The organism is Pseudomonas sp. USHLN015 (assembly GCF_037153275.1).
Lineage (GTDB): Bacteria > Pseudomonadota > Gammaproteobacteria > Pseudomonadales > Pseudomonadaceae > Metapseudomonas > Metapseudomonas tohonis.
In genome coordinates, this window is sequence record NZ_JBBCKP010000003.1 from 561,517 (window position 1) to 587,772 (window position 26,256).

Genomic DNA, 26,256 nt, shown 5'->3' on the forward strand with positions numbered 1-26,256 from the left:
GGTTAGAACCATGGCAAGCGTGCAGAGCGGCAAGATGATCGTCGGCCTGGATATCGGCACCTCCAAGGTGGTGGCGCTGGTGGGCGAGATCGCGGCCGACGGCCAGCTGGAGATCGTCGGGATCGGCACCCATCCGTCCCGCGGGCTGAAGAAGGGCGTGGTGGTGAACATCGAGTCCACCGTGCAGTCCATCCAGCGCGCGGTGGAAGAGGCGCAGATGATGGCGGGCTGCCGTATCCACTCCGCCTTCGTCGGCGTCGCCGGCAATCACATCCGCAGCCTGAACTCCCACGGCATCGTCGCGATCCGCGATCGCGAAGTCAGCCCGGCGGACATCGAGCGCGTGCTCGACGCCGCCCAGGCCGTGGCCATCCCCGCCGACCAGCGGGTGCTGCACACCCTGGCGCAGGACTACGTGATCGATAACCAGGAAGGGGTGCGCGAGCCCCTGGGCATGTCCGGCGTGCGCCTGGAAGCCAAGGTCCACGTGGTGACCTGCGCGGTGAATGCGGCGCAGAACATCGAGAAGTGCGTGCGCCGTTGCGGCCTGGAGGTGGACGACATCATCCTCGAGCAACTGGCCTCGGCCTATTCGGTGCTGACCGATGACGAGAAGGAGCTGGGCGTGTGCCTGGTGGACATCGGCGGCGGCACCACCGACATCGCCATCTTCACCGAGGGCGCGATCCGCCACACCGCGGTGATCCCGATCGCCGGCGACCAGGTGACCAACGACATCGCCATGGCCCTGCGGACGCCGACCCAGTACGCCGAGGAGATCAAGATCCGCTACGCCTGCGCCCTGGCCAAGCTGGCCGGTGCCGGCGAGACCATCAAGGTGCCGAGCGTCGGCGACCGTCCGCCGCGGGAACTCTCGCGCCAGGCACTGGCCGAAGTGGTCGAGCCCCGCTATGACGAACTGTTCACCCTGATCCAGGCCGAGCTGCGCCGCAGCGGCTACGAGGACCTGATCCCGGCTGGCATCGTGCTGACCGGCGGCACCGCGAAGATGGAGGGTGCGGTCGAGCTCGCCGAAGAGATTTTCCACATGCCGGTGCGCCTGGGCGTGCCGCATAGCGTCAAGGGCCTGAGCGACGTGGTGCGCAACCCGATCTACTCGACCGGCGTTGGCCTGCTGATGTACGGCCTGCAGAAGCAGTCCGACGGGATTTCGATGTCCGGCGGCCTGGGCAGCTTCAGCGACGAACCCAAGACACCTGTTCTGGAGCGGCTCAAGCGCTGGGTCCAGGGCAACTTCTAAAGAGTTTTTGCAGTAGGCGATACAACTAGAAAAGGAAGGAGAGGGGAAATGTTCGAACTCGTAGATAACGTTCCGCAAAGCGCGGTCATCAAGGTAATCGGCGTGGGCGGTGGCGGCGGCAACGCAGTCAACCACATGACCAAGAGCAACATCGAAGGCGTCGAGTTCATCTGCGCCAACACCGATGCCCAGGCACTGAAGAACATCGGTGCGCGCACCGTCCTGCAACTCGGCCCGGGCGTTACCAAGGGGCTGGGCGCGGGTGCCAATCCCGAGATCGGTCGTCAGGCCGCTCTGGAAGACCGCGAGCGCATCGCCGAAGTGCTGCAGGGCACCGACATGGTCTTCATCACCACCGGCATGGGTGGCGGTACCGGTACCGGTGCGGCACCGATCATCGCTGAAGTGGCGAAGGACATGGGCATCCTCACCGTTGCCGTGGTCACCCGTCCGTTCCCGTTCGAGGGCCGCAAGCGCATGCAGATCGCCGACGAGGGCATTCGTGCGCTGTCGGAAAGCGTCGACTCGCTGATCACCATCCCCAACGAGAAGCTGCTGACCATCCTCGGCAAGGACGCGAGCCTGCTGTCCGCCTTCTCCAAGGCTGACGACGTGCTGGCCGGTGCCGTGCGCGGTATCTCCGACATCATCAAGCGTCCGGGCATGATCAACGTCGACTTTGCCGACGTGAAGACCGTGATGAGCGAAATGGGCATGGCGATGATGGGTACCGGCTGCGCCAGCGGCCCGAATCGTGCCCGTGAGGCCACCGAGGCGGCGATCCGCAACCCGCTGCTGGACGACGTCAACCTGCAGGGCGCGCGTGGCATCCTGGTGAACATCACCGCCGGTCCCGACCTGTCCCTGGGCGAGTACTCCGATGTGGGCAACATCATCGAGCAGTTCGCTTCCGAGCACGCCACCGTGAAGGTGGGCACCGTGATCGATCCGGACATGCGCGACGAGCTGCACGTCACCGTGGTCGCCACCGGACTGGGCGCTCGCCTGGAGAAACCCGTCAAGGTAGTGGACAACACCGTCCAGTCCGCAGCCGTTGCCGCGACCAGCCCCGCACCCCAGCGTGCAGAGCAGCCGTCGGTCAACTATCGCGACCTGGATCGTCCGACCGTCATGCGCAACCAGGCTCATGGCAGCGCCGCGACCGCCGCCAAGATGAACCCGCAGGACGACCTGGATTACCTGGACATTCCGGCCTTCCTGCGTCGTCAGGCCGATTGATGAAGTTTATCGACGCTATGTCTGTGATTGGTGTTCAGCAAAGGCCGGTTCTGCTATCATCCCCGGCCATTGTTGAAAACTGTTCGCAACTAGCGCGAAAGCGGCCACTGCCATGATCAAACAACGCACTTTAAAGAACGTCATCCGTGCCACAGGCGTAGGGCTGCATTCCGGGGAAAAGGTCTACCTGACCCTCAAGCCCGCCCCTGTGGATACCGGCATCGTGTTCTGCCGTACCGACCTGGACCCCGTCGTCCAGATCGCCGCCTATGCCGAGAATGTCGGTGAGACCACCATGTCCACCAACCTTTTCAATGGCGACGTCAAGGTCGGCACGGTAGAGCACCTGCTTTCGGCCATGGCTGGCCTGGGCATCGACAACGCCTACGTCGAGCTGTCCGCCGCCGAAGTACCGATCATGGATGGCAGCGCCGGCCCGTTCGTGTTCCTCATCCAGTCCGCTGGTCTCGAGGAGCAGGAAGCCGCCAAGCGCTTCATTCGCATCAAGCGCGAAGTGAGCGTGCAGGATGGCGACAAGCGCGCCACCTTCGTGCCGTTCGATGGCTTCAAGGTCACTTTCGAGATCGACTTCGACCACCCGGTGGTCAATGGTCGTACCCAGAAAGCGTCGGTCGATTTCTCCAGCACCACCTTCGTCAAGGAAGTCAGCCGTGCCCGTACCTTCGGGTTCGTGCGCGATCTGGAATTCCTGCGCTCGCACAATCTGGCTCTGGGCGGCAGCGTCGAGAATGCCATCGTGGTTGATGAGGACAGCGTATTGAACGAGGACGGCCTCCGTTACGAGGACGAATTCGTCAAGCACAAGATCCTCGACGCCATCGGCGACCTCTACCTGCTCGGCAACAGCCTCATCGGCGAGTTCCGTGGCTTCAAGTCCGGTCATGCACTCAACAATCGCCTGCTGCGTGCACTGATCGCCGACAAGGATGCCTGGGAAGTGGTCACCTTCGAAGATGCCAAGACCGCACCCATTTCCTACATGCGCCCGGTAGCGGCCGTGTAAGCAACACCTCTTTCCTTCTTTGGAGGCCACCCCATGGGGTGGCCTCTTTTTTTGTGCCGGGAAAATAGGGAAGGGCGAAGCGGCGGATTGTCGCGGGAAGTCAGTCGCGCTCGGGCTTGCGGGCGCGCTCGGCGAGGCGCTCCAGGGCGGCACGCAGCTTGGGATCCTCGATCCCTTCCGCGGTGGCCTGGATGCTTTCTGCGGCAAAGGCCGACAGCTCGATGGTGCGGCCTGGTGCACGTCCCGAGCCTTGGGAAGGTTGCACCTTGAAGATGATTTTCGTTAAGGTCGCGAACTCTTCGAGGGCCTGGAGCTGACGCTGCAGCCGGCGTTGCTGGTATCGCAGCCGCGTCGCCCAGTGGCCGTCACTGATGATCAGCATCAGGCAGCCCTCGCGCCACGACGCTACACGGCAATGTTCACGCGCCGCTGGTTGCAGCTGGCTTTCCAGCAACTGTTGCAAGTGGTCGATGCGTTGGGCCTGGTTGAACAGGGCCTTGAGCGGTTTTTCCTCGCGCAGCAGTGCGGCGGGGGACCGGGCCGGCAAGGGACGAAAAGACATGGCAGGACGCCTGAAGAAAACAGAGTGGCCATGGTAGCAGAAGGCTGCACCGGGTAACGCTCGATCAATTGGGGAAGTCATGCACATCATTCTTCTGAGCCGCAGGCACGGGGCGGCGCGTTCGCTGAGTCTCGACCTGCGCGTGCTCCTGGGGCTCGGTGGCCTGCTGCTGGCGCTGGTGCTCGCTTCGGGGATCGCCCTCGGTGCCTGGATCAGGCCCGCGACGCCCGCTGCTGAAGACAGCCAGCAGATGACGCTCGCGCTCGACGAGCAGCGCAGCCAGGTGAGCCAGGCGCGCGCCGACGCCCAGCGTCAGCTGGACGCCTTTGGCGCCCACATCGCCGACCTGCAGGCGCGCCTAACCCGGCTCGACGCCCTGGGCGAACGTGTCGCGGAACTGGCGGACCTGGACGCCAGCGAGTTCGATTTCTCCCTCAACGTCGGCCAGGGCGGCCCGGAAGACCCGCTCGATGCGCCGGCCTACCAGGCACCGCCCTTCATGGACGTGCTGGACAGCCTGACCGAGCGCCTCGACAGTCGCGAGCAGCAACTGGAAGTCCTCGAACAGCTGCTCGGCGAGCGCCGCATCAGCGAGGCCGAGCACCTGGCCGGACGCCCCGTGCTGCAGGGCTACATCTCCTCGCCCTTCGGCGTGCGCAGCGACCCCTTGACCGGCCGCCTGAGCAAGCACAAGGGCGTGGACTTCGCGGCCAAGGCCGGTAGCGATGTCCTGGCCGTCGGTGCGGGCGTCGTCACCTGGTCCGGACGCAAGACCGGCTACGGCAACATGGTCGAGATCAGCCATGCGGATGGCTACCGTACCCTCTATGCGCACAACCAGAAGAACCTGGTGCAGGTGGGTGATCTGGTGCAGCGTGGCCAGGCCATCGCCAAGGTCGGCAGCAGCGGTCGTTCCACCGGTGCGCACGTCCACTTCGAGGTCACCCGCGGTGGCGAGGTGGTCAACCCGGCCCTCTATATAGCCCGTTCCGCAGCCGCGGAATAACGCTACTTTTCTCTACAACGAATCCGGGTAGAATGCCCCCTTCGCAAGCAGCCATGAAGGCTGCGCGGGCGACTCCGGGGCCGCCCCCCATCCATATATGTGGAAGATCCTGTCGATATGTTTGCGCCTTTGTTGAAGAAACTCTTTGGAAGCAAGAACGAGCGCGAAGTGAAGCGCATGGCCAAGGCTGTCCAGGCGGTCAATGCCCTGGAAGAGCAGATGGTCGCGCTGTCCGACGAGCAGCTCAGAGCCAAGACCGAAGAGTTCAAGGCGCGGGTAGCCAAGGGCGAGACCCTCGACCAGATCCTGCCGGAAGCCTTCGCCGTCGCCCGTGAGGCCGGCAAGCGCGTGATGGGCATGCGTCACTTCGACGTGCAGCTCATCGGCGGCATGACCCTCCACGAAGGCAAGATCGCCGAGATGCGCACCGGTGAGGGCAAGACCCTGGTGGGCACCCTGCCGGTCTACCTCAACGCGCTGTCCTGCAAGGGCGTGCACGTGGTCACCGTGAACGACTACCTGGCCCGCCGCGACGCCAACTGGATGCGTCCGCTGTATGAGTTCCTCGGCCTTACCGTCGGCATCGTCACCCCGTTCCAGCCGCCGGAAGAAAAACGCGCCGCCTACGCTGCCGACATCACCTACGGCACCAACAACGAATTCGGCTTCGACTACCTGCGCGACAACATGGCCTTCAGCCTGGAAGACAAGTTCCAGCGCGAGCTGAACTTCGCCGTTATCGACGAAGTGGACTCCATCCTCATCGACGAGGCGCGTACGCCGCTGATCATCTCCGGCCAGGCCGAAGACAGCTCCAAGCTGTACATGCAGATCAACAAGCTGATCCCGCGCCTGAAGCAGCACATCGAGCCGGAAGAGGGCAACGTCGTCCAGGAAGGTCACTATTCCGTCGACGAGAAGACCCGCCAGGTCGAGCTCAACGAGCAGGGCCACCAGTTCATCGAGGACATGCTCACCCAGGCCGGCCTGCTGGCCGAGGGCGAGAGCCTGTACTCCGCGCACAACCTGGGCCTGCTGACCCACGTCTACGCCGGCCTGCGCGCCCACACCCTGTTCCACCGCAACGTCGAGTACATCGTGCAGAACGACCAGGTCCTGCTGATCGACGAGCACACCGGCCGCACCATGCCCGGTCGCCGCCTCTCCGAGGGCCTGCACCAGGCCATCGAGGCGAAGGAAGGCCTGAACATCCAGGCCGAGAGCCAGACCCTGGCCTCCACCACCTTCCAGAACTACTTCCGCCTCTACACCAAGCTGGCCGGCATGACCGGTACCGCCGATACCGAAGCCTTCGAGTTCCACTCGATCTACGGCCTCGAAGTGATGGTGATCCCGACCCACCGTCCGGTGGCGCGCAAGGACTTCAACGACCTGGTCTACCTGACCCAGGAAGAGAAGTACGCCGCCATCATCACCGACATCAAGGATTGCCAGGCCAATGGCCGTCCGGTGCTCGTGGGCACCGCCTCGATCGAGAGCTCCGAGTACGTCTCGCAGCTGCTGGTCAAGGCCGGCATCGAGCACAAGGTGCTCAACGCCAAGTACCACGAGAAGGAAGCCGAGATCATCGCCCAGGCCGGCCGTCCCGGTGCCGTGACCATCGCCACCAACATGGCGGGCCGTGGTACCGACATCCTGCTTGGCGGCAACTGGGAAGTCGAAGTCGCCGCCCTCGAGAACCCCACCGAGGAGCAGGTCGCCCAGATCAAGGCCGAATGGCAGAAGCGTCACCAGCAGGTGATCGAGGCCGGTGGCCTGCACGTGGTCGCGTCCGAGCGCCACGAATCCCGCCGCATCGACAACCAGCTGCGTGGCCGCGCGGGTCGCCAGGGTGACCCGGGCTCCAGCCGCTTCTACCTGTCGCTGGAAGACAGCCTGATGCGCATCTTCGCCTCCGACCGGGTGAAGAACTTCATGAAGGCCCTGGGCATGCAGTCCGGCGAGGCCATCGAGCACCGCATGGTGACCAACGCCATCGAGAAGGCGCAGCGCAAGGTCGAAGGCCGCAACTTCGACATCCGCAAGCAGCTCCTCGAATTCGACGACGTGGCCAACGAGCAGCGCAAGGTGATCTACCACATGCGCAACAGCCTGCTGGCCGCCGATGACATCGGCGAGACCATCGCCGAGTTCCGCGAGGACGTGCTGGGCCGCACCATCGACGCCCACATCCCGCCGCAATCGCTGCCCGAGCAGTGGGACATCACCGGCCTGGAAGCCGCCCTGTACAGCGACTTCGGCATCAAGCTGCCGGTCCAGCAGTGGCTGGACGAAGACGACAAGCTGTTCGAGGACACCCTGCGCACCAAGATCCTCGAGCAACTGATTGCCGCCTACAACGAGAAGGAAGAGCTGGCAGGCGCCGAAGCCCTGCGCTCCTTCGAGAAACAGATGCTCCTGCGCGTGCTGGACGACCTGTGGAAGGACCACCTGTCCACCATGGATCACCTGCGCCATGGCATTCACCTGCGCGGTTACGCGCAGAAGAACCCCAAGCAGGAATACAAGCGCGAGTCCTTCACCCTGTTCCAGGAGCTGCTGGATTCCATCCGTCGCGACACCATCCGCGTCCTGTCCCATGTCCAGGTCCGTCGCGAAGACCCGGCCGAGGAAGAGGCCCGCCTGCGTCGCGAAGCCGAGGAACTGGCCAAGCGCATGCAGTTCCAGCATGCCGAGGCCCCCGGCCTGGAAGAGCCCGAAGCCCACCTGCAGGGCGAGGAAGGCGACGTCGCGGTAGCCGCCGCTCCCGTCCGCACCGAACCCAAGGTCGGCCGCAACGAGCCCTGCCCCTGTGGTTCCGGCAAGAAATACAAGCACTGCCACGGCCAGATCAGCTGAGGCTAAGCTGTAGTTCCCCACGCCGCGACCGGCCCAGCCGCTCGCGGCGTTTTCAACTCGACATCCCCTGAACGGCAGCGCCCAGCCGCCGATTCAACTGACGACACGACAAGGAGCGCTTCCATGGCTGTTGGTCTCGGCCCCCTGCCCACCCTGCACCCGGTTCCCGGTTTCGAACTCGGCATCGCCTCTGCCGGCATCAAGCGCCCTGGCCGCAAGGACGTGGTGGTCATGCGCTGCGCCGAGGGTTCCACCGTAGCGGGCGTGTTCACCCTCAACGCCTTCTGTGCCGCGCCGGTGATCCTGTCGAAGAAACGCGTCCTGGGGGCCGTGCGTTATTTCCTGACCAACACCGGCAACGCCAACGCCGGCACCGGTGAGCCAGGCCTCGCTGCTGCCGAGCGCACCTGCGCCAAGCTGGCCGAACTGGCGGGCGTCGACGCCAGCGCCGTGCTGCCGTTCTCCACCGGTGTGATTGGCGAGCCGCTGCCGGTCGAGAAGATCGAAGCCGCCCTGGGTGACGCCCTGGCCGATCTTTCCGAAGGCAACTGGGCTGCCGCCGCCACCGGCATCATGACCACCGACACCCTGCCCAAGGGTGCCAGCCGCCAGTTCGTGCATGACGGCGTCACCGTCACCGTCACCGGCATCAGCAAGGGCGCCGGCATGATCAGGCCGAACATGGCCACCATGCTCGGCTACATCGCCACCGACGCAAAGGTCGCGCAGGGCGTGTTGCAGGACCTGCTGCGCGATGCCGCCAACAAGTCCTTCAACCGCATCACCATCGACGGCGACACCTCCACCAACGATTGCTGCATGCTGGTCGCCACCGGGCAGGCGGCCCTGCCGGAAGTGACCCAGGCCAGCGGCGAGCTCTTCGCCGCGCTCAAGCAGGCGGTGCTGGAAGTCTCCATGGAAGTGGCCCAGGCCATCGTCCGTGACGGTGAAGGCGCCACCAAGTTCGTCACCGTGCAGGTCAACGGCGGCGGCACCCACCAGGAGTGCCTGGACGTGGCCTACGCCGTGGCCCATTCGCCGCTGATCAAGACCGCGCTGTTCGCCTCCGACCCGAACTGGGGCCGCATCCTGGCCGCAGTCGGCCGTGCCGGCGTGCCGCAACTGGACGTGAGCAAGATCGACGTGTTCCTGGGCGAGGTCTGCATTGCCAGCAAGGGCGGCCGTGCCTCGACCTACACCGAGGACCAGGGTGCCGCCGTGATGGCTCGCGAAGAGATCGGCATCCGCATCGAACTGGGACGCGGCGCCTGCAGCGAAACCATCTGGACCACCGACCTGTCCCACGAGTACGTCAAGATCAACGCGGAATACCGCACCTGAGCCACGTGCCGCCGCGACTCGATTCGCGGTGGCAGCCGCTCTGGCTCCTGGCATTCCCGTTGTTCATGGCCCCATGAGCAACGGGAATTTGCCATCCCCGCCTGCGCCTTTTAAGGTCCAGCGACCCCTCTGGATAACCGGGTCTCAAGGAGAAACGCATGGCACTCACCCTGGTCATCGGCAACAAGAACTACTCGTCCTGGTCGCTGCGCGGCTGGCTCGCCATGGCGCTCACCGAGGCCCCTTTCGAAGAGCTGCGCATCCCGCTCTACGCTGCCGATAGCCACAGGCGCCTGCTGGCCCATTCGCCCACCGCCAAGGTTCCGGTGCTGGAGACCGAGGCCGATGGCGCGATCTGGGACTCCCTGGCCATTGCCGAATACCTTGCCGAGCGCTTCCCCGAGGCCCACCTCTGGCCCTTCGGCCAGGCGGCCCGCGCCCATGCGCGCGCCATCTGCGCCGAGATGCACAGCGGCTTCGTCGCCTTGCGCAGCCACATGCCCATGGACATGAAGCGCAACCAGGCGCTGGATGGCATCCCCGAAGAGGCTGCCGAGGACATCCGCCGCATCTGCGCCATCTGGTCGGATTGCCGTCGCCGTTTCGGCCAGGACGGCCCCTATCTGTTCGGCCATGCCAGCATCGCCGATGCCTTCTACGCGCCGGTGGCCAGCCGCCTGCGCAGCTACGCCGTCGAGCTTCCCGCCGAAGCCGCGGCCTATGTCGACACCATCTACCGGTGGCCCGCGTTCCAGCGCTGGTACCAGGCCGCCCTGCAGGAAACGGAGATCATCGAATGAAGCGAGTGCACGTCGCAGCCGCGGTCATCCGCGGTGCCGACGGCCGGGTGCTGATCGCACGCCGCCCGGACGACAAACACCAGGGCGGCCTGTGGGAGTTCCCGGGCGGCAAGGTGGAGGAAGGCGAGGCCATGCAGGCCGCCCTGTCCCGGGAGCTGGAAGAGGAACTGGGCATCCGCGTGAGCGCCGCGCGCCCGCTGATCCAGGTGCATCACGACTACCCCGACAAGCAGGTGCTGCTGGATGTCTGGGAAGTCACCGCCTTCGACGGTGAGCCCCACGGTGCCGAAGGCCAGCCGCTGGCCTGGGCCAGCAACCATGAGCTGGGCGACTACCAATTCCCCGCCGCCAACCAGCCGATCGTGGCGGCCGCGCGCCTGCCCGACCGCTACCTGATCACGCCCGACGAGCTGGAGCCCCAGGAACTGTTGCAGGGTGTCCGCGCCGCGCTGGCCGAAGGCGCAAAGCTGATCCAGCTGCGCGCGCCGAACATGTTCGACGCCCAGTACCGCGACCTGGCCGTGGATATCCAGGGGCTCTGCGCCCGTCGAGCACAGCTGATGCTCAAGGGGCCGCTGGAATGGCTGGGAGACTTTCCCGCCGCCGGCTGGCACCTCACCGCCGACCAGCTGCGGCGCTACGCCCCCCGCGGCCGCCCGTTCCCCAGGGAGCGCTGGCTGGGTGCTTCCTGCCACAGCGCGCAAGAGCTGGAGCTGGCGACCGAGATGGGCGTGGACTTCGTCACCCTGTCGCCCCTGCAACCCACCCAGACGCACCCCGAGGCACAGCCGCTGGGCTGGGACGCTGCACGGGAAATGATCCGTCGCTTCAACAAACCGGTGTTCCTGCTCGGCGGCGTCGGCCCCGACGACACCGAGCGCGCCTGGCAGATCGGCGCCCAGGGCGTGGCAGGGATACGGGCGTTCTGGCCGCAAGGCTGAGCGGGCGAAAGCGATTCGCGAGCAGAGCTCGCTCCTACGTTGGCTCCAGCCAGATTGCATCCCATAGTGGGTAATCGGCAACCCGGCTGACCAGGCCAGCCCGCAACGGGTTGGCCACCACCTAGCGGGCCAGGTCGATCAGATCCTCCTCTGTGCGCAGGGCTCTGTCGTGATAGCCCTTCTGCCAGACCTGCCCTTGTGTTCCGAGGTGTTGATTGACTGCCTTGGCGCTGCGGGATTTGAAACGTTGCGCCAAGCGGTCCAGGGAACCCTGCTCCAGCTGGACGAGCCAGTGCAGGTGATCCGGCATCAGCACCCAGCAAAGCGTTTGCGCCAGCCCGCAGGACTGGGCTTCACGCAGGTGCTCGACGACTTTCCGCCCTGTATGAAAGTCGTCGAACAGTCGCCGGCGGCCGTGGGTGACCGTGGTTAGCAGGTAGATCCGGCCTGTCTCGGAAAAGCGTCCGCGACGCAGGGCCTCGCCTCGATAGCGTTGCACATCAGATTCCCTCTCATGTCTCGCAACTCACCCCATTCCCCAGACGCTCTGTTTCGTAGGAGCGAGCTCTGCTCGCGAAGCTTTCGCCTCATGCTTTCGCTGCAGCCTGCCACAACACCTCGTCCACACCCTCGCGCCGTGCGATGAGACGGGCAGCGACGAAGAGGAGGTCGGAGAGGCGGTTGAGGTAGGCCAGCAACTCCGCACGCAAGGGTTCCTCGGCGTTGAGTGCCTGGGCGCGGCGTTCGGCGGTGCGGGCGGCGGAGCGGCAGACGTGGGCCTGGGCCACCAGGGACGAGCCGCCGGGCAGGATGAAGTTCTCCAGCGGGCCCAGCTCCTCGTTCCAGCGGTCGATGGCCGCTTCCAGGCGCTGCACCTCGCTCTCCTGCAGCACCTGGTACTCTGGCATGGACAGTTCGCCGCCCAGGTCGAACAGGCGGTGCTGGCAGGGGGCGAGGACGTCGATCACATCCCCCAGGCCCGGCCGTGCTGCGTGTCGCTCGGCCAGTTGCGCCAGCAGCAGGCCCAGGTGGCTGTTGAGCGAGTCCACCTCGCCGATGGCCTCGATACGCGGGTGGTCCTTGGCGACGCGACGGTTGCCGGAAAGCCCGGTCTCGCCCGTGTCGCCGGTGCGGGTGTAGATCTTCGAGAGGCGGTTGCCCATATCAGGTTCCCGAGGGGACGGAGGTCAATGGCAGGCGCAGGGTGAAGCAGGTTCCCTGGCCCGGCTTGGAGTGCACCTCCATCTGGCCCTTGTGGTTGTTGGTGATGATGAAATACGAGACCGACAGGCCGAGCCCGGTGCCCTGGCCCACTTCCTTGGTGGTGAAGAAGGGCTCGAAGATGCGCTTGCGCACGTTCTCCGGAATGCCGACGCCGTTGTCCTCCACCTGGACTTCCGCCCAGGGCGGCGCCAGGCGCGTACGCAGGGTGATGCGGCCCTCCTGGTCGTCGTCGCGCTGGTGGATGGCCTGGGCGGCGTTCTTCAGCAGGTTCAGCAGCACCTGTTCCAGTTCGTTGGCGGTGCCCGGCACCGGCCCCAGCTCGGGGTCGAATTCGCGGGTGATGGTCATGCCCTTGAAGTCGAACCCCTCGGTCAGGTCGAAGTCGTTGCTGGCGATCTCCACCGCCTGGTCGAGCAGCACCGGCAGCAGGCAGGGCGCGAGCTGGCGGTTGCTGCGGCGGCTGAAGGAAAGCATGTGGGTGACGATCTTCGCCGCGCGGGTGCCGGCCTGGTGGATGCCGTCCAGCAGCTTGGGCACTTCGCGTGCCTCCAGGTAGTGGTTCACCGAGTCGAGGCAGATGCCGTCGGCCCGTGCCTGCTCCAGGTTCTTCTCAAGGTCCGGTGACAGGCGCCGGCGGATGTTCTGCACGTTGTGCAGGATCGCCCCCAGCGGGTTGTTGATCTCGTGGGCCATGCCGGCGGCCAGCCCGCCGACGCTGAGCATCTTCTCCGACTGCACCACCATCTCCTCCATGGACAGGCGCTGGGTGATGTCGTCGACGCGGATCACCACGCCACGCCCGGTGCCGCCCATCAGGGGGTAGAAGGTAAGGCTGTAGTGGCGGACCTCGTCTCCCAGCAGCCAGCTCACCCGTTCGACCTTCTCCACCTTGTGGCGCTCGGCGGTGAGCTTGATCTGCGGCAGGAAGGGCTTGAGCGAGGGGAAGGCGAGGAACACCGGCTGGTTGAGTGCATCGTCCAGGGTGGTGCCGGAAAGCGCGGTGGCTTCCTGGTTCCACTGGGTGACATAGAGCTGCTCGTCGAGGGCGATGAGTGCCGAGGGCATCGAGTCGATGATGCTGTTGAGGTAGTTCTGGAACCCGGTGAGCTTCTTCTCGATTTTGCTGCGCACCTGCACTTCCAGCTCCAGCCGGCGGTTGGAGTGACGCGTCTCCTCGGCCAGCGCCTGGGCCTGGTCGACGGCGTTCTGGGAGTCGTCGCGGGCACGCTTGAGCTGCTGCTCGCGCGCCTCGATGCGGCTGAGCATGGTGTTGAAGGCGTCCGCCAGGCTGCCGATCTCGTCGCGGTTGCCGCGCTGGGCACGCAAGGCGTAGTTCTCCTCGCGGGTGACCTGGCGCGAGAGCTCCTCGAGGCGGCGGATCGGGCCGGTGACCATCACGCGGATCTGCCGTGCCACCAGCAGCCAGAGCAGCACGCTGCTGGCCAGGATCGCCAGGCTGGCGGTGAGGGTGCCGGTGTAGAAGGCGCCGGGCAGCTCGCTGGAGGCCACCAGCAGCAGGTAGCCGGGCGGGCCGTTGCCCTGGGGCAGCTCCACCACCTGGCTGGTGCGGAATTCGTGCAGGCGCCAGCGCTGCAGTTTCTCGGCGTGCTGCGGCAGTTTCATCATGCTGCCGCTGATCAGTTGCGCCAGCAGCTCGCCCTGGCCGTCGTAGAGGGCGGCGGCGCGCAGCGGGGCGTAGCTGTCCAACTGGTCGAGCAGCCGGCGGGCGGATTCCGGGGAGGCCAGCGCCTCGCGCGACAGCGGCGCGGTGGCGAACAGGCGGCCGAGGGTCTGCAGCGCCTGGGGCGCCATGCTCTCCTGGGAAATCCAGTAGGCGGCGCTGATGAATGCGAGGTTGGCGATCAGCAGTACCGTGGCCATCAGGACCAGCAGGGCGGCCAGCAGTTTTCTGCCGACGGACAGGTTTTCGAGGCGCTGGCGCAGGCTGTTCAAGGGGTGGGATCCAGGCGGTTGGGCTGCCGGCAGGGTAGCGCGGGGTCAGTCCAGCGGCAATCCGCGCTCGGCCAGGTGGGCGCGCAACTGCCTGAGCAGTGCCTGCAGGTGGGGCAGGACCAGGCGGTGGCGCTCGGCGGCGGCGCAGGCGTAGCCCAGCAGGTAGCTGATTTCGGTGCGGCGCCTGGCGGCGACGTCCTGGTACATGGAGGAGTAGTTGGCGGCGGTGGCCTGGATGACCCGGCCGACTTCGTCGTGCAGGTCCTGCGCGGCGTCCGGCTGGCCGCACAGGTGCAGCAGTCCGGCGAGTTCGGCGCACAGCTCCTGGACCTGCGCCGGATGCTCGGCCAGGCCGCCGTTGCGGCAGCCGTGGAGCACCGTCAGCGGGTTGATCGCGCAATTGAGGGCGAGCTTGCGCCAAAGCCGCGAGAGGATGTCCGGCGTCCAGCCATGGGGGATGCCGGCGCGCTCAAGCTCGTTCAACCAGGCCGGCGGTGCGATGGCCTGTGGGTCGCCCAGCCAGGTGAAGCCGTGGCCGGCGAAGACCACGCGAAAGTCGCCGTCGCGGAACGCGCCTTCGGTGCTGGAGGCGAGGATGCAGCGGGCGTGCGGCACGCGTGCGGCGACGGCGTCCTGGCTGCCCAGGCCGTTTTGCAGCAGGACCAGTTCAGCGCCAGGTGCTAGACGAGGGGCCAGCGCGACGACGGCCGCCTCGGCGTCGTAGGCCTTGCAGGCCAGCAGCAGGCGCTGGATTGGGGGCTCGTCGGTGGCGAGTTCGGCGGGCAGTTCCAGACGCAGGGCCTGGCCCTGTTCCACCAGGGTCAGACCGCCTGCGGCTTGGTAGGCGGCCAGGCGCTCGGCGTCACGCAGTACCAGGCGCACCGGCAGTCCGGCGCGCGCCAGGCGGATCGCCCAGAGGCTGCCGAGGCTGCCGATGCCGAGGACGTGCCAGGTCACGGCAGGGGCAGGCGAATGGCGCTGACCCGGCCACTGGCATAGGACTCGGGCAGCAGCCTGGAGGCCTGTTCGATTATGTTCTCCACGTCCACCGGCAGAGCCTTGCCGTCCATGCCGACGAGGCTGATGCCCGCCTTGAGGGTGATGAAGCCCTCGCTGGTCTTGAAGGCCTTGAGGTTGAGGCCTTCGTGCAGGCGCTTGAAGCTGCTGGGCGAGCACTCGTGGAGGTCTTCGAGGAGGGTGATCAGGCCGAAGTGGTTGTCATCCAGGCGGGTCAGCACGTCCAGCGGGCGCACCAGCTGCTGCAGGCGCCGGGCGACGCCGTGGAGCAGCTCGTTGTAGAAGTCGTTGCCGTACTGCACGCGCAGGGCGGAGGCGTCGTGCAGGCCGATCAGCAGGTAGCACAGCGCGCCGCCACGGGATTCGACCTGGCGCAGGCTGTCGGACAGCTTCTGGCGCAGGTAGCGCGGATTGCCGAGGCCGGTGAGCGGGTCCACCAGGTTGCGCTGTTCCAGGCTGGCGATGTTCTGCGTCATCAGCCGGTTCTCGTGGAGCAAGCGCTGCAGGGTGTTGCACAGGCGGTCCGCTGCGTAGACGCGGGGCACCAGTTGCTCGTTCATCGCCGCCTTGCTGATGAAGTCGTCGACGCCGCGGTCGAAGGCCTCGCCCAGGACGTTCTCGCCCTCCTTGCCGGTGAGCAGGATGACGTAGGTGTAGTGGTCGATCATCTCGTCCAGCTGGCGCACCCGTGCGGTCAGTTCGAGGCCGTCGATCTCGGGCATCAGCCAGTCCGCCAGCAGTACGTTGGCGGGGCGCTCCTCGAGCAGGCGCAGGGCTTCCGTCGCGCTGCTGGCGAAGCGGACATCCTGGTAACCGGCCTGGGTGAGGGCACGACCGATCATGGCGCTGGAGAACTTGGCGTCGTCCACCACCAGGATGCTGAGATGAGGGTTGGGCATGGCAGGCTCACAGGGAAGTGGCAAGGGTTGGCGGTAGTGGCTTGTTGCTATCAGTGCCTATTTCAGCAGGTTTTGCGTCCGCCTGTCAGAGCTGAATGCTTAGCTGCCATGCAATCCTGCAAAAATCGGGCTCCGTTGCTCAGTTATAATGGGCCCGCTTTTTTTACCGTCAAGCCAGGCGCCTTCCTTACGTGATGTGGGTCGCGCCGTCTATCTGGAGGAATCCCATGCCATCGTTCGACGTGGTGTCCGAGCTGGACAAACACGAGCTCACCAACGCGGTGGACAACGCGATCAAGGAGCTCGATCGCCGCTTCGACCTGCGCGGCAAGTGCAGCTTCGAGAGCAAGGACAAGGCCGTCACCCTGACTGCCGAAGCCGACTTCATGCTGGAGCAGATGCTCGACATCCTGCGCAGCAACCTGATCAAGCGCAAGATCGATATCCACTGCATGGAGATCGAGGATCACTACGCCTCCGGCAAGGTGGTCAAGCAGGAAGTGAAATTCCGCGAGGGCATCGAGAAGGAGCTGGCGAAGAAGATCGTCGCGCTGATCAAGGAGCGCAAGCTCAAGGTCCAGGCCGCGATCCAGGGCGAGCAGGTACGTGTCACCGGCAAGAAACGCGACGACCTGCAGGAAGCCATCGCCATGCTGCGCGGCGAGCCCCTGGACTTCCCGCTGCAGTACACCAACTTCCGCGACTGACGCCGCATTTTTGAACCTTCACCGCTGGCCCGCGTCGCAACGTGCAGGGTCAGCGACCTTCGCCGTGGCCTGCCCACGGCGTTTTTGTTTTCGAGAAGGCAAGAGAGGAGAGTGCGTATGGATATAACCGTCGACGAACTGGTCAGGCGATCCGAAGGCTGGCTGCCGATCATCCTCGAGTACAGCGGCAAGCTCACGCTGGCCCTGATCACCCTGCTGATCGGCTGGTGGCTGATCAACCGGATCACCAACCGGGTCAGCAACCTTTTGGCCATGCGCCGGGTCGACAAGACCCTGCACGGCTTCATCGGCAGCCTGGCCAACATGGTCCTCAAGGTGCTGCTGCTGGTCAGCGTGGCCTCCATGATCGGCATCGAGACCACGTCCTTCATCGCCGCCATCGGTGCGGCCGGCCTGGCCATCGGCCTGGCATTGCAGGGCAGCCTGGCAAACTTCGCCGGTGGAGTGCTGATCCTGTTGTTCCGCCCCTTCAAGGCTGGCGACTTCATCGAGGCCCAGGGCGTGATGGGGACGGTGGACCACATCCAGATCTTCCACACCGTGCTGCGCACCGGCGACAACAAGACCGTCATCGTGCCCAACGGCTCGCTGTCCAACGGCATCATCACCAACTACTCGAACCAGGCCACCCGCCAGGTGCTTTACGACGTCAAGGTCGACTACGCCAGCGACCTGGCCAAGGCCCGCGAGGTGCTGCTCAAGCTGGCCGAGGACCCGCGTGTGCACAAGGACCCGGCTCCGGTGGTGGTGGTCTCCGCCTTGGGGGACACCTCGATCAACCTGTCGCTGCGCATGTGGACCTCCAACGCCGACTACTGGGGCGTGATCTTCATGCTCAACGAGTCGGTGCGCGACAAGTTGCACGAGGCGGGCGTCCAGCTCGCCCAGCCGCCGCGCATGGTGCAGGTGGTCCCCAGCGCAGGGTGAGGCGATTACGAGAAGGCCGGCGAATGCCGGCCTTTTTCATGTCCGTGCAAAGCGCTACGGCTGTTCCGACTGCGCGCGGGGAGCGGGGGGCTGGGGCGCGGGGGGCGTGTCCGCTTCCGTGGTCGGCGGGGTGCTGCTGTCGGGCTGCCGGCGCTCCTGGCCCCACTGCACGGCGATGAGGATCAGCGTCGGCACGCCGAGCAGCGCGGTGAGCTGGAAGAACTGGTGATAGCCGAGGGATTCGACCATCACGCCCGAGTAGCCGCCGATCAGCCTCGGCAGCAGCAGCATGATCGAACTGAGCAGCGCGTACTGGGTGGCGGAGAACTTCAGGTTGGTGAGGCTCGACAGGTAGGCGACGAAGGCCGAGGTGGCGAGCCCTGCGCTGAAGTTGTCGCAGGAGATGGTGAGGATCAGCATGTCCAGGTGCGGGCCCATGTCGCTGAGCACCACGAACATCAGGTTGGTCGCCGCCGATGCCGCGCCGCCGATGAAGAGGATCGGCAGGATGCCGAAGCGCACGATCAGCAGGCCTCCGGCGCCCGCGCCGAGCAGGGTCATGATCAGGCCGAAGAGCTTGCTGACGCTGGCGATCTGCTCCTTGCTGAAGCCCTGGTCGATGTAGAAGACGTTGGCCATCACGCCCATCACCGTGTCCGACATGCGGTAGGTGGCGATCAGCCCCAGCAGCAGCAACGCCTGCCAGCGGTAGCGCTGGACGAACTCGCTGATGGGCGTGACCACCGGCGCCATCAGCAGGCGGCCTGGGGCGGAGAAGCAGGCGAGGGCGATCAGCACGAACAGCGTGCCGCGCGGCCAGGCGCCCGATGCATAGGCCTTGATGGCCGCCGCAGTGGTCACCAGGATGACGATCAGCACGATCATCGACACCGCCTGGTGGACGAAGTCGAAGTTGGGAATCACCTTGCCCCGCGCGGCCACCAGCAACTGGCGGCGCTGCTGACTGAGCAACTCGCGCACCGGGACGATCTGGCGCCTGCCCCAGGGCGACAGGCAGGCCACCAGGAAGAGGAAATAGAGCAGGGCGCGCGGCCAGGCACGATCGAGCATGCCGGTGATCATCGCCGGCAGGGAGATCAGCATCACCAGCAGTATCAGTACCGAGGCCAGCTGGTCCTTGAGCTTGAAGCGCGAGGTGCTGGTCTGGACCTGCGCGTCGATGCGTGGTTCGCGCATCCACAGGCTGGTGACCAGGCCGGGCAGCATGAGAAGAGCGAACAGCAGGTAGGTGCCGGCCCAGGCACCGTACTCGTAGCTCAGCGAGGTGGAGCCGAACCACTCGGCGAAATACAGCGCGCCGGCTGTGGCCAGCAGTGCCGAGACCCGGTAGCCGAGCATGTAGCTGGCGGCCAGCGCGGCCTGGCGGCTGTCCTCGGCGATCTCCAGGCGGTAGGCGTCGACGGCGATGTCCTGGGTGGCGGAGGCGAAGGCCACCACCACGGCGATCGCGATCAGCCAGGTCAGGTGTTGTTGCGGGTCGCACAGGGCCATGCCCACCAGGCCCAGCGCCACCAGGACCTGGGACAGCACCAGCCAGGAACGACGGCGACCGAGGCGACCGAGCAGCGGCAGGCGGAACTGGTCCAGCAGCGGCGACCAGATCCACTTGAAGGCATAGGCGAGGCCGATGAGGCTGGCGAAGCCGATGGTCTCGCGGGAGACGCCGGCCTCGCGCAGCCAGACGGAGAGGGTGGAGAACACCAGCATGTAGGGCAGGCCGGCGGCGAAGCCCAGCAGGAGCAGCGCGAGGGTGGCCGGGCTGGCGTAGGCGGCCAGGGCGGCGCGCCAGGTACGGTGGGGCATCAGGCGTGTAGTCCAGAAATCACGGGGCGGTCCATGACGAGGTGCACGCGACGGAACCGCGACAAAGCGCGCACTCTAACCCTTGGGTGGCATGGGAAGCCAGCCATGCCGACGCATATCCACCCGTTCGTTATGGATGAAGACCCCCTCGGCCCGCAAACGTGCCCGCTGCTCGTCCCCGGAGGGGCTTCCGGCCGGCAGGCTGAGGCGTCCCCCGGCGGCGATCACTCGGTGCCAGGGCAGGCGCGTGCCTTGGGGCAGTTGGCTCAGGGTGCGCCCGACCCAGCGCGCCGCGCGACCCAGGCCGGCCATTTCGCCGAGCTGGCCATAGCTCACCACCTTGCCTGGCGGCACCTGGGCCAGGGTCAGGTACAGCGCTTCGCGGCGCATTTCGGGGCTGGCCGTTGGCAGGTCGTTCGGGACGTTCACGTCGGGACTTGGCTTGCGAGGCACCATGGCGGCAGGTGTCCGGTGCGGGGGTGGTGGCCAGGATAGGGCGGCGACACAGGGGCGACAACCGCTCTGCGTTACCTCTTTTTTGTGGAACTTGAGGCTTGTCCGTCGGTCAGTCCTTGCTCAGTCGCCGGGCTTGCGGATAATGCCCGGTTTTTCGCGAACTTGAGCCCGTGTATCCGCCTATGTTGTCCAGAACCCTGCTGTGCCTAGCCATTGCGGCTGCCTCGACCCCCTCCCTCGCCGACACCGTGTGGATGAAGAACGGCGATCGCCTGTCTGGCAAGATCAGGGTCTTCGACGGCGGCAAACTGATGCTCGAAACCGACTACGGCGGCTCCATCCCGCTGGATTGGAAGAAGATCGCCACCCTGGAAAGCGAGCAGGAGCTGATGATCAAGCAGGACGACATCACCGGCGAGCGGGCCAAGACCCTGCGCCCGGCCGAGCCCGGCAAGGTGATCCTGGCCAATGGCGAGGCGCCCAGGACCGTCGAGCTGGCCAGCATCGAGCAGATCATGAAGCCCAAGCCCTTCGTCGAGGACCTGACCTGGTCCGGCAACGTCGACCTGGCCCTGGATTACAAGCGCGCCGAGAAGGACACCGACGACTACGACGTCGATTTCAAGACCAAGGCCCGCCACGGCCGCTGGCGCCACAACGCCACGGGCGAGTACAACCGCGAGTTCCAGGACGACGTGAAGACCACCGAGAACTGGGAGCTCGAGTACGCCCTGGACCGGTTCGTCACCGACAAGTTCTTCTGGCAGGGCCGCGCCGAATACAAGCGCGACAAGATCGAGGACCTGGAGCGCCAGCGCACCCTCGGTACCGGTCCCGGCTACCAGTTCTGGGACGACGAGCTGGGTGCATTCTCCCTGGCGTCGCTGGTCAACCGCACCGACTACGAGTACGCCAATGGCGAGAAGGACAACTTCTACGCGCTCAGCGTGAAGTGGGACTACAACCGCTACCTGGTGGGCAAGACGGTCGAGCTCTTCAGCGTCGGCGAAGTCGGCCGCCCGCTGGGCAATGCCGCCGACTACTCCCTGGATGCCGAAGTGGGCCTGCGCTACAAGGTCACCGACTGGGCCTCGCTCAACCTGAAGGCCGAGAAGGACATGGTCAGCGGTTCCGAAGGCGAGATCGACGAGACCCGCTACACCGTTGGTTTCGGCGTAGGTTGGTAAGCATCCAGCCGGCTCTCCCGGGCTGAAGCCCGGGCTACGGGCCTGCAACCGCCGGACAAGAAAAAGCCCCGCTGATGCGGGGCTTTTTCATTGCGGCTCGGCCTTACAGGCGCAGGCCGCCATCGAGTTCCAGGACGCGACCGGTGTAGTAGTCGTTCTCCAGGATGTAGGCCACCGAGTGGGCGATCTCCAGGGGCTTGCCCAGGCGCTTGAGCGGAATGCCGGAGGTCATCTTCTCCAGGGCCTCGGGCTTCATGCTGGCGACCATGTCGGTCTCGATGAAACCGGGCGCCACGCCCGCCACGCGGATGCCGTAGCGTGCCAGCTCCTTCGCCCAGACCACGGTGTCGGCGGCGACGCCGGCCTTGGCGGCGGAGTAGTTGGCCTGGCCCATGTTGCCGGCGCGGGAGATGGAGGAGATGTTGATGATCGCCCCTTCGTTCTTCAGCTCGATCATCTTCGCCGCCACTTCGCGGGTGCACAGGAACACGCCGGTCAGGTTCACGTCGATCACCGCCTGCCACTGGGCCAGGCTCATCTTGGTCATCTCGCCGTCCTTGACCTTGATGGTCAGGCCGTCACGCAGGATGCCGGCGTTGTTCACCAGGCCGTTGATGGCGCCGAAGTCCTCGGCCACCTGGGCGACCATGTGGGTCACCTGCTCTTCGTTGGCCACGTTGCACAGGTAGGCACGGGCATCGCCGCCGGCGGCCTTGCAGGCGGCCACGGCGTCGTCCAGTTTTTCCTGGTTCAGGTCCACCAGTGCCAGCTTGGCGCCCTTGCCGGCGAGGTACTCGCCCATGGCGCGGCCGAGGCCCTGGCAGCCGCCGGTGATGATGATGACCTTGTCTTTGAGCTGCATGCTTTTCCCCTCGAAGTCGAATTGAGTGGCGCTATCCCCGCTGGCGGCCTGGAACCGTTATTCTGGCCGCCCGTCCGTTTTCGACGGATTCTCTGCAAGGAGTCAGAAGGTGAGCGTGAAAGCCGCAAAGAATGCCCGAGAATTGCTGCTCAAGGAATACCGCGGCGTCCTCTCGACCCAGTCCAAGGCCATGCCGGGCTTCCCTTTCGGATCGGTGGCGCCCTATTGCCTGGACGCCGCCGGCCGACCGCTGATCCTCATCAGCCGCATCGCCCAGCACACCCACAACCTGCAGAAGGATCCCAAGTGCTCGCTGCTGGTGGGGGAGCGGGGCGCCGATGACATCCAGGCCGTCGGCCGCCTGACCCTGCTCGCCGAGGCACGGCAGCTCACCGACGAGGCCGAGGTCGCAGCCGCCAGCGAGCGCTACTACCGCTATTTCCCTCAGTCGCGCGACTACCACCAGACCCACGACTTCGACTTCTGGGTGCTGGAGCCCGTGCGTGCCCGCTTCATCGGCGGCTTCGGCGCCATCCACTGGATCGACCAGGTGGTGCAGGCCAACCCCTTCGCCGGCGAGGCCGAGCGCAGCATGATCGAGCACATGAACGCCGACCATCAGGCGGCCATCGCCCACTACCTGGCATTGCGCGGCCTGCCCGGGGAGGCGGCGGAGATGGTCGGCATCGACGCGGAGGGCTTCCACCTGCGCACCGGGCAGGTGGTGCACTGGCTGCCCTTCCCAACATCCTGTAACAACCCGGGCGCGGTCCGGCAGGCCCTGGTGGCACTGGCGCGCGCCGAAGCCTGGCCGTCCGTCGCCGAGCCAGAAGCTTGAATTCGAGGAAGAGCGGCTTCATCTAAATTGCCATCGGAAGCCGTTCTTCCGTCAAGGATCCCTCGATGCGTTTCTTTCTGTTCCTCTTCCTGCTTTTCCCGATCATCGAACTGGCCGTGCTGATCCAGGTCGGCAGCGTCATCGGCGTCCTGCCGACCCTGCTGCTGGTCATCGGCACCGGTGTGCTCGGCAGCGTCCTGCTGCGGGTCGCCGGGGTCGCCACCGCCTGGCGCGCGCGGGAGAAGCTCGCCCGTGGCGAGATGCCCGAGCAGGAAATGCTCGAAGGCCTGCTGATCGCCGTCGGCGGTGGCCTGCTGCTGCTGCCCGGCTTCATCAGCGACATCTTCGGTGTGCTCTGCCTGATTCCCTTCACCCGCCGCCTGCTGATCGGTCGCCTGCTCAAGCGCGCCCAGGAGCAGGCCCTGCGCCAGCGTGCCTTCGCCGACGACCTCGCCGCCCGCAGCGGGCAGACCCGCCCGAACGTGATCGAGGGCGAATACGAGCGCCGCGACAACTGAGCCTCCGGTCGGCGGCGCTGAACTTCCCGCATTTTTTTCAGCCGCTGCCCTTGAAATGCCTCAGAACGCCCCTATGTATCGGTCACCGCAAGGTTCCTTGCCCTCGCCGGCAAGGTCAGACTTCAGCGGAGTGCCCTGCACCCCGCAGCCGGCCACGCCGGATTTCGCTAACCCGCCGGTCGTTCGTACCGGCGCCGGAAAACACTGATTGGGAGAGTTAGACAATGAAGCTTCGTCCCCTGAATGACCGCGTCGTAATCCGTCGCAGCGAAGAAGAAACCAAGACCGCTGGCGGCATCGTGCTGCCGGGCTCGGCTGCCGAGAAGCCGAACCGCGGTGAAGTGGTCGCCGTCGGTACCGGTCGCGTTCTGGACAACGGCGAAGTCCGTGCCCTGGCAGTGAAAGTGGGTGACCAGGTGGTATTCGGCCCCTACTCCGGCAGCAACGCCATCAAAGTCGATGGTGAAGAGCTGCTGGTGATGAGCGAGAACGAAATCCTCGCTGTCATCGAAGCCTGAACCACCCCCCCTTTCCCCCATAGAATTCGAGGAAAAAGAACATGGCTGCTAAAGACGTAAAATTCGGCGATGCCGCTCGCAAGAAACTGCTCGTTGGCGTCAACACCCTGGCTGATGCCGTGAAAGCCACCCTCGGCCCGAAAGGCCGTAACGTGGTCCTGGAGCGCAGCTTCGGTGCCCCGCTGATCACCAAGGACGGCGTTTCCGTCGCCAAGGAAATCGAGCTGAAGGACCGCATCGAGAACATCGGCGCCCAGTTGGTGAAAGACGTTGCCTCCAAGGCCAACGACGCCGCCGGTGACGGCACCACCACCGCTACCGTCCTGGCCCAGGCCATCGTCACCGAAGGCCTGAAGTCGGTCGCTGCCGGCCTCAACCCGATGGACCTCAAGCGTGGTATCGACAAGGCCACCGCCGCCGTCGTCGCCGAGCTGAAGAACCTGTCCAAGCCGTGCACCGACACCAAGGCCATCGCCCAGGTCGGCACCATCTCCGCCAACTCCGACGACTCCATCGGCAACATCATTGCCGAAGCCATGGAGAAGGTCGGTAAAGAAGGCGTGATCACCGTCGAGGAAGGCTCGGGCCTGGAAAACGAACTGTCCGTCGTAGAAGGCATGCAGTTCGACCGTGGCTACCTGTCCCCCTACTTCATCAACAAGCCGGACACCATGGTGGCCGAGCTCGACGGCCCGCTGCTGCTGCTGGTCGACAAGAAGATCTCCAACATCCGCGAACTGCTGCCGGTTCTGGAAGCCGTTGCCAAGTCCGGCCGTCCGCTGCTGATCGTGGCTGAAGACGTCGAAGGCGAAGCCCTGGCCACCCTGGTCGTCAACAACATGCGCGGCATCGTCAAAGTAGCTGCCGTCAAGGCCCCGGGCTTCGGCGACCGCCGCAAGGCCATGCTGCAGGACATCGCCATCCTCACCGGCGGTACCGTCATCTCCGAAGAAGTCGGTCTGAGCCTGGAAAGCGCCACCCTGGAGCACCTGGGTAACGCCAAGCGCGTGGTCCTGAGCAAGGAAAACACCACCATCATCGATGGCGCCGGCCAGCAGGTCGACATCGAGGCGCGTGTTGCCCAGATCCGCAAGCAGGTCGAAGAAACCTCTTCCGACTACGACAAGGAAAAACTGCAAGAGCGCCTGGCCAAGCTGGCTGGCGGTGTTGCCGTGATCAAGGTTGGCGCTGCCACCGAAGTCGAGATGAAAGAGAAGAAGGCCCGCGTGGAAGACGCCCTGCACGCTACCCGCGCTGCGGTGGAAGAAGGCGTGGTTCCTGGCGGTGGTGTTGCCCTGGTTCGCGCCCTGGTTGCCATCAAGGACCTGGTAGGTGCCAACGAAGAGCAGACCGCTGGTATCAACATCCTGCGTCGCGCCGTCGAGGCTCCGCTGCGCCAGATCGTCACCAACGCCGGTGACGAGGCCTCCGTGGTTCTGGACAAGGTCAAGCAGGGTTCGGGCAACTACGGCTACGACGCTGCCACCGGCCAGTACGGCGACATGATCGAGTTCGGCATCATCGACCCGGCCAAGGTCACCCGTACCGCGCTGCAAGCCGCTGCTTCCATCGCCGGCCTGATGATCACCACCGAGGCGATCGTTGCCGAGCTGCCGGAAGACAAGGCTGCTCCGGCCATGCCGGACATGGGCGGCATGGGCGGCATGGGCGGCATGATGTAAGCCACCCAGTCCATCCGGTCTGAAAGAAGCCCCGCCTCGTGCGGGGCTTTTTTATGCCTGTTGTCCCGTCCTGAATAAGGTTTACACCTTCGCCCTTATTTCAGGAGAGCCCCGATGGCAGAAGGTATCCGTCGCAGTCAGCGTGATTACACGCAGGCTTTTAAACTGGCAGTGGTCGATCAGGTCGAAAAAGGCGAAATGAGCTACAAGGAGGCTCAGGCTCGCTACGGCATCCAGGGCCGATCGACGGTGCTGGTGTGGTTACGCAAGCATGGCCGGCAGGACTGGAGTCAGGGAGCTTCCATTCGATCCGCCAGGAGCAAGCCGATGTCCGAACCCAACCTGCCACTGACGCCGGAGCAGCGCATCAAGGAGCTGGAGCAGCAGCTGGAAGTCATGAGCCAGAAGGCCCAGTTCTTCGAGGCGGTCGTGACTGTACTGAAGAACGACTACGGCGTATCCGTTGTAAAAAAGCGTCCCGGCAAGTCCTCACGCAAAGGCAAGTCCCGGCGCTGAGCGTTAGCAGGGCTTGCCAGTTCATGGGCTTGAGTCGCCAAGCCTATTACCAGCGCAACCGCTCGGCGGACCGG

The 26,256-nt window shown here is 65.4% G+C and carries 22 protein-coding genes and 3 pseudogenes; 16 read left to right on the forward strand and 9 right to left on the reverse strand.

Features of this window, described 5'->3' with window-relative positions; translation table 11 throughout:
- The first annotated feature begins 10 nt into the window (after positions 1–10).
- The 3 genes from ftsA (at position 11) to lpxC (ending at position 3,524) form a co-directional block, all read left to right on the forward strand.
- Positions 11–1,261, forward strand: a complete 1,251-nt coding sequence (ftsA, locus tag WFQ67_RS08810; RefSeq protein WP_021218769.1) for a cell division protein FtsA — start codon at positions 11–13, stop codon at positions 1,259–1,261.
- A gap of 48 nt (positions 1,262–1,309) precedes the next feature.
- A complete protein-coding gene (gene ftsZ, locus WFQ67_RS08815) occupies positions 1,310–2,500 on the forward strand; it encodes a cell division protein FtsZ (protein ID WP_173173138.1) in 1,191 nt (396 codons plus the stop codon).
- A gap of 112 nt (positions 2,501–2,612) precedes the next feature.
- Positions 2,613–3,524, forward strand: coding sequence for a UDP-3-O-acyl-N-acetylglucosamine deacetylase (gene lpxC, locus WFQ67_RS08820; protein WP_111262449.1), 912 nt, complete (start codon positions 2,613–2,615; stop codon positions 3,522–3,524).
- Positions 3,525–3,624: 100 nt separating this feature from the next.
- On the opposite strand, the gene WFQ67_RS08825 is transcribed toward lpxC, so the two are convergent.
- Positions 3,625–4,086, reverse strand: a complete 462-nt coding sequence (locus tag WFQ67_RS08825; protein WP_173173136.1) for a DciA family protein — start codon at positions 4,084–4,086, stop codon at positions 3,625–3,627.
- A 79-nt stretch (positions 4,087–4,165) separates the two neighbouring features.
- On the opposite strand from WFQ67_RS08825, the gene WFQ67_RS08830 reads away from it, so the two are divergent.
- The 5 genes from WFQ67_RS08830 to WFQ67_RS08850 all read left to right on the forward strand — a co-directional run bounded on the left by WFQ67_RS08830 (position 4,166) and on the right by WFQ67_RS08850 (position 11,033).
- The gene (locus WFQ67_RS08830) at positions 4,166–5,092 is read left to right on the forward strand and encodes a M23 family metallopeptidase (RefSeq protein WP_337056609.1); all 927 of its coding nucleotides are present in this window, start codon (positions 4,166–4,168) and stop codon (positions 5,090–5,092) included.
- A gap of 117 nt (positions 5,093–5,209) precedes the next feature.
- A complete protein-coding gene (gene secA, locus WFQ67_RS08835) occupies positions 5,210–7,951 on the forward strand; it encodes a preprotein translocase subunit SecA (RefSeq protein WP_213628584.1) in 2,742 nt (913 codons plus the stop codon).
- Positions 7,952–8,074: 123 nt separating this feature from the next.
- Positions 8,075–9,292: a bifunctional glutamate N-acetyltransferase/amino-acid acetyltransferase ArgJ gene (argJ, locus tag WFQ67_RS08840; RefSeq protein ID WP_337056611.1), complete on the forward strand. Its 1,218-nt coding sequence runs from the start codon at positions 8,075–8,077 to the stop codon at positions 9,290–9,292.
- A gap of 158 nt (positions 9,293–9,450) precedes the next feature.
- Positions 9,451–10,092, forward strand: a complete 642-nt coding sequence (locus WFQ67_RS08845; RefSeq protein ID WP_337056612.1) for a glutathione S-transferase family protein — start codon at positions 9,451–9,453, stop codon at positions 10,090–10,092.
- Complete coding sequence (locus tag WFQ67_RS08850) at positions 10,089–11,033, forward strand: Nudix family hydrolase (RefSeq protein WP_337056613.1); 945 nt, start codon at positions 10,089–10,091, stop codon at positions 11,031–11,033. Before WFQ67_RS08845 ends, WFQ67_RS08850 begins: the two co-directional genes overlap by 4 nt.
- Positions 11,034–11,067: 34 nt before the next feature.
- Here WFQ67_RS08850 and WFQ67_RS08855 read toward each other — a convergent pair.
- From WFQ67_RS08855 to WFQ67_RS08875, 5 genes and pseudogenes are all read right to left on the reverse strand, one after another.
- A pseudogene (locus WFQ67_RS08855) lies at positions 11,068–11,532 on the reverse strand (REP-associated tyrosine transposase).
- A gap of 88 nt (positions 11,533–11,620) precedes the next feature.
- Positions 11,621–12,196 carry a cob(I)yrinic acid a,c-diamide adenosyltransferase gene (locus tag WFQ67_RS08860; RefSeq protein WP_213628588.1) on the reverse strand — a complete coding sequence of 192 codons (576 nt, stop codon included), beginning with the start codon at positions 12,194–12,196 and terminating at the stop codon, positions 11,621–11,623.
- A gap of 1 nt (position 12,197) precedes the next feature.
- The gene (locus tag WFQ67_RS08865) at positions 12,198–14,210 is read right to left on the reverse strand and encodes an ATP-binding protein (protein WP_337056615.1); all 2,013 of its coding nucleotides are present in this window, start codon (positions 14,208–14,210) and stop codon (positions 12,198–12,200) included.
- A gap of 45 nt (positions 14,211–14,255) precedes the next feature.
- Positions 14,256–15,167, reverse strand: coding sequence for a putative 2-dehydropantoate 2-reductase (locus WFQ67_RS08870; protein ID WP_213628590.1), 912 nt, complete (start codon positions 15,165–15,167; stop codon positions 14,256–14,258).
- A pseudogene (locus WFQ67_RS08875) lies at positions 15,164–16,132 on the reverse strand (response regulator); the annotation flags it as partial. The gene WFQ67_RS08870 and the pseudogene WFQ67_RS08875, both read right to left, overlap by 4 nt.
- Before the next feature lie 221 nt (positions 16,133–16,353).
- On the opposite strand from WFQ67_RS08875, the gene WFQ67_RS08880 reads away from it, so the two are divergent.
- Together WFQ67_RS08880 and WFQ67_RS08885 are read left to right on the forward strand one after the other, a co-directional pair.
- Positions 16,354–16,833, forward strand: coding sequence for a YajQ family cyclic di-GMP-binding protein (locus WFQ67_RS08880; protein WP_111264780.1), 480 nt, complete (start codon positions 16,354–16,356; stop codon positions 16,831–16,833).
- 117 nt (positions 16,834–16,950) lie between these two features.
- Positions 16,951–17,781 (forward strand): mechanosensitive ion channel family protein, encoded by an 831-nt coding sequence (locus WFQ67_RS08885; protein WP_213628591.1) that lies wholly within the window; start codon positions 16,951–16,953, stop codon positions 17,779–17,781.
- A 54-nt stretch (positions 17,782–17,835) separates the two neighbouring features.
- Here the strand turns inward: WFQ67_RS08885 and WFQ67_RS08890 are convergent, their stop codons facing one another.
- The gene (locus tag WFQ67_RS08890) at positions 17,836–19,605 is read right to left on the reverse strand and encodes an AmpG family muropeptide MFS transporter (RefSeq protein WP_213628592.1); all 1,770 of its coding nucleotides are present in this window, start codon (positions 19,603–19,605) and stop codon (positions 17,836–17,838) included.
- Positions 19,606–19,680: 75 nt separating this feature from the next.
- A complete protein-coding gene (locus tag WFQ67_RS08895) occupies positions 19,681–20,061 on the reverse strand; it encodes an MGMT family protein (protein ID WP_213628593.1) in 381 nt (126 codons plus the stop codon).
- Positions 20,062–20,243: 182 nt separating this feature from the next.
- On the opposite strand from WFQ67_RS08895, the gene WFQ67_RS08900 reads away from it, so the two are divergent.
- Complete coding sequence (locus WFQ67_RS08900) at positions 20,244–21,248, forward strand: DUF481 domain-containing protein (RefSeq protein WP_337056618.1); 1,005 nt, start codon at positions 20,244–20,246, stop codon at positions 21,246–21,248.
- Positions 21,249–21,351: 103 nt separating this feature from the next.
- On the opposite strand, the gene WFQ67_RS08905 is transcribed toward WFQ67_RS08900, so the two are convergent.
- Positions 21,352–22,110 carry an SDR family oxidoreductase gene (locus WFQ67_RS08905; protein WP_111263043.1) on the reverse strand — a complete coding sequence of 253 codons (759 nt, stop codon included), beginning with the start codon at positions 22,108–22,110 and terminating at the stop codon, positions 21,352–21,354.
- 109 nt (positions 22,111–22,219) lie between these two features.
- On the opposite strand from WFQ67_RS08905, the gene WFQ67_RS08910 reads away from it, so the two are divergent.
- From WFQ67_RS08910 to WFQ67_RS08930, 5 genes and pseudogenes are all read left to right on the forward strand, one after another.
- Positions 22,220–22,948 carry a HugZ family pyridoxamine 5'-phosphate oxidase gene (locus tag WFQ67_RS08910; protein ID WP_337056619.1) on the forward strand — a complete coding sequence of 243 codons (729 nt, stop codon included), beginning with the start codon at positions 22,220–22,222 and terminating at the stop codon, positions 22,946–22,948.
- Between the two features lie 65 nt (positions 22,949–23,013).
- On the forward strand, positions 23,014–23,466 hold the full coding sequence (locus tag WFQ67_RS08915) for an FxsA family protein (protein ID WP_263152961.1): 453 nt from the start codon (positions 23,014–23,016) through the stop codon (positions 23,464–23,466).
- Between the two features lie 224 nt (positions 23,467–23,690).
- Entirely contained in the window at positions 23,691–23,984 is a 294-nt protein-coding gene (locus tag WFQ67_RS08920; RefSeq protein ID WP_111263046.1) for a co-chaperone GroES, read from the forward strand.
- Between the two features lie 41 nt (positions 23,985–24,025).
- On the forward strand, positions 24,026–25,666 hold the full coding sequence (groL, locus tag WFQ67_RS08925) for a chaperonin GroEL (RefSeq protein ID WP_213628597.1): 1,641 nt from the start codon (positions 24,026–24,028) through the stop codon (positions 25,664–25,666).
- Between the two features lie 114 nt (positions 25,667–25,780).
- Positions 25,781–26,256: pseudogene (locus WFQ67_RS08930) on the forward strand (helix-turn-helix domain-containing protein); the annotation flags it as partial.

What these genes read in the sequence shown, in the direction of transcription:
- WFQ67_RS08915 (WP_263152961.1), top strand. Translation starts at nt 23,014, where the DNA reads ATGCGTTTCTTTCTGTTCCTCTTCCTGCTTTTCCCGATCATCGAACTG.
- WFQ67_RS08825 (WP_173173136.1), bottom strand. Translation starts at nt 4,086, where the DNA reads ATGTCTTTTCGTCCCTTGCCGGCCCGGTCCCCCGCCGCACTGCTGCGC.
- WFQ67_RS08900 (WP_337056618.1), top strand. Translation starts at nt 20,244, where the DNA reads ATGTTGTCCAGAACCCTGCTGTGCCTAGCCATTGCGGCTGCCTCGACC.
- WFQ67_RS08890 (WP_213628592.1), bottom strand. Translation starts at nt 19,605, where the DNA reads ATGCCCCACCGTACCTGGCGCGCCGCCCTGGCCGCCTACGCCAGCCCG.
- WFQ67_RS08880 (WP_111264780.1), top strand. Translation starts at nt 16,354, where the DNA reads ATGCCATCGTTCGACGTGGTGTCCGAGCTGGACAAACACGAGCTCACC.
- WFQ67_RS08830 (WP_337056609.1), top strand. Translation starts at nt 4,166, where the DNA reads ATGCACATCATTCTTCTGAGCCGCAGGCACGGGGCGGCGCGTTCGCTG.
- WFQ67_RS08860 (WP_213628588.1), bottom strand. Translation starts at nt 12,196, where the DNA reads ATGGGCAACCGCCTCTCGAAGATCTACACCCGCACCGGCGACACGGGC.
- WFQ67_RS08920 (WP_111263046.1), top strand. Translation starts at nt 23,691, where the DNA reads ATGAAGCTTCGTCCCCTGAATGACCGCGTCGTAATCCGTCGCAGCGAA.
- WFQ67_RS08905 (WP_111263043.1), bottom strand. Translation starts at nt 22,110, where the DNA reads ATGCAGCTCAAAGACAAGGTCATCATCATCACCGGCGGCTGCCAGGGC.
- WFQ67_RS08850 (WP_337056613.1), top strand. Translation starts at nt 10,089, where the DNA reads ATGAAGCGAGTGCACGTCGCAGCCGCGGTCATCCGCGGTGCCGACGGC.
- lpxC (WP_111262449.1), top strand. Translation starts at nt 2,613, where the DNA reads ATGATCAAACAACGCACTTTAAAGAACGTCATCCGTGCCACAGGCGTA.
- groL (WP_213628597.1), top strand. Translation starts at nt 24,026, where the DNA reads ATGGCTGCTAAAGACGTAAAATTCGGCGATGCCGCTCGCAAGAAACTG.
- argJ (WP_337056611.1), top strand. Translation starts at nt 8,075, where the DNA reads ATGGCTGTTGGTCTCGGCCCCCTGCCCACCCTGCACCCGGTTCCCGGT.
- secA (WP_213628584.1), top strand. Translation starts at nt 5,210, where the DNA reads ATGTTTGCGCCTTTGTTGAAGAAACTCTTTGGAAGCAAGAACGAGCGC.
- WFQ67_RS08895 (WP_213628593.1), bottom strand. Translation starts at nt 20,061, where the DNA reads ATGGTGCCTCGCAAGCCAAGTCCCGACGTGAACGTCCCGAACGACCTG.
- ftsZ (WP_173173138.1), top strand. Translation starts at nt 1,310, where the DNA reads ATGTTCGAACTCGTAGATAACGTTCCGCAAAGCGCGGTCATCAAGGTA.
- ftsA (WP_021218769.1), top strand. Translation starts at nt 11, where the DNA reads ATGGCAAGCGTGCAGAGCGGCAAGATGATCGTCGGCCTGGATATCGGC.
- WFQ67_RS08845 (WP_337056612.1), top strand. Translation starts at nt 9,451, where the DNA reads ATGGCACTCACCCTGGTCATCGGCAACAAGAACTACTCGTCCTGGTCG.
- WFQ67_RS08885 (WP_213628591.1), top strand. Translation starts at nt 16,951, where the DNA reads ATGGATATAACCGTCGACGAACTGGTCAGGCGATCCGAAGGCTGGCTG.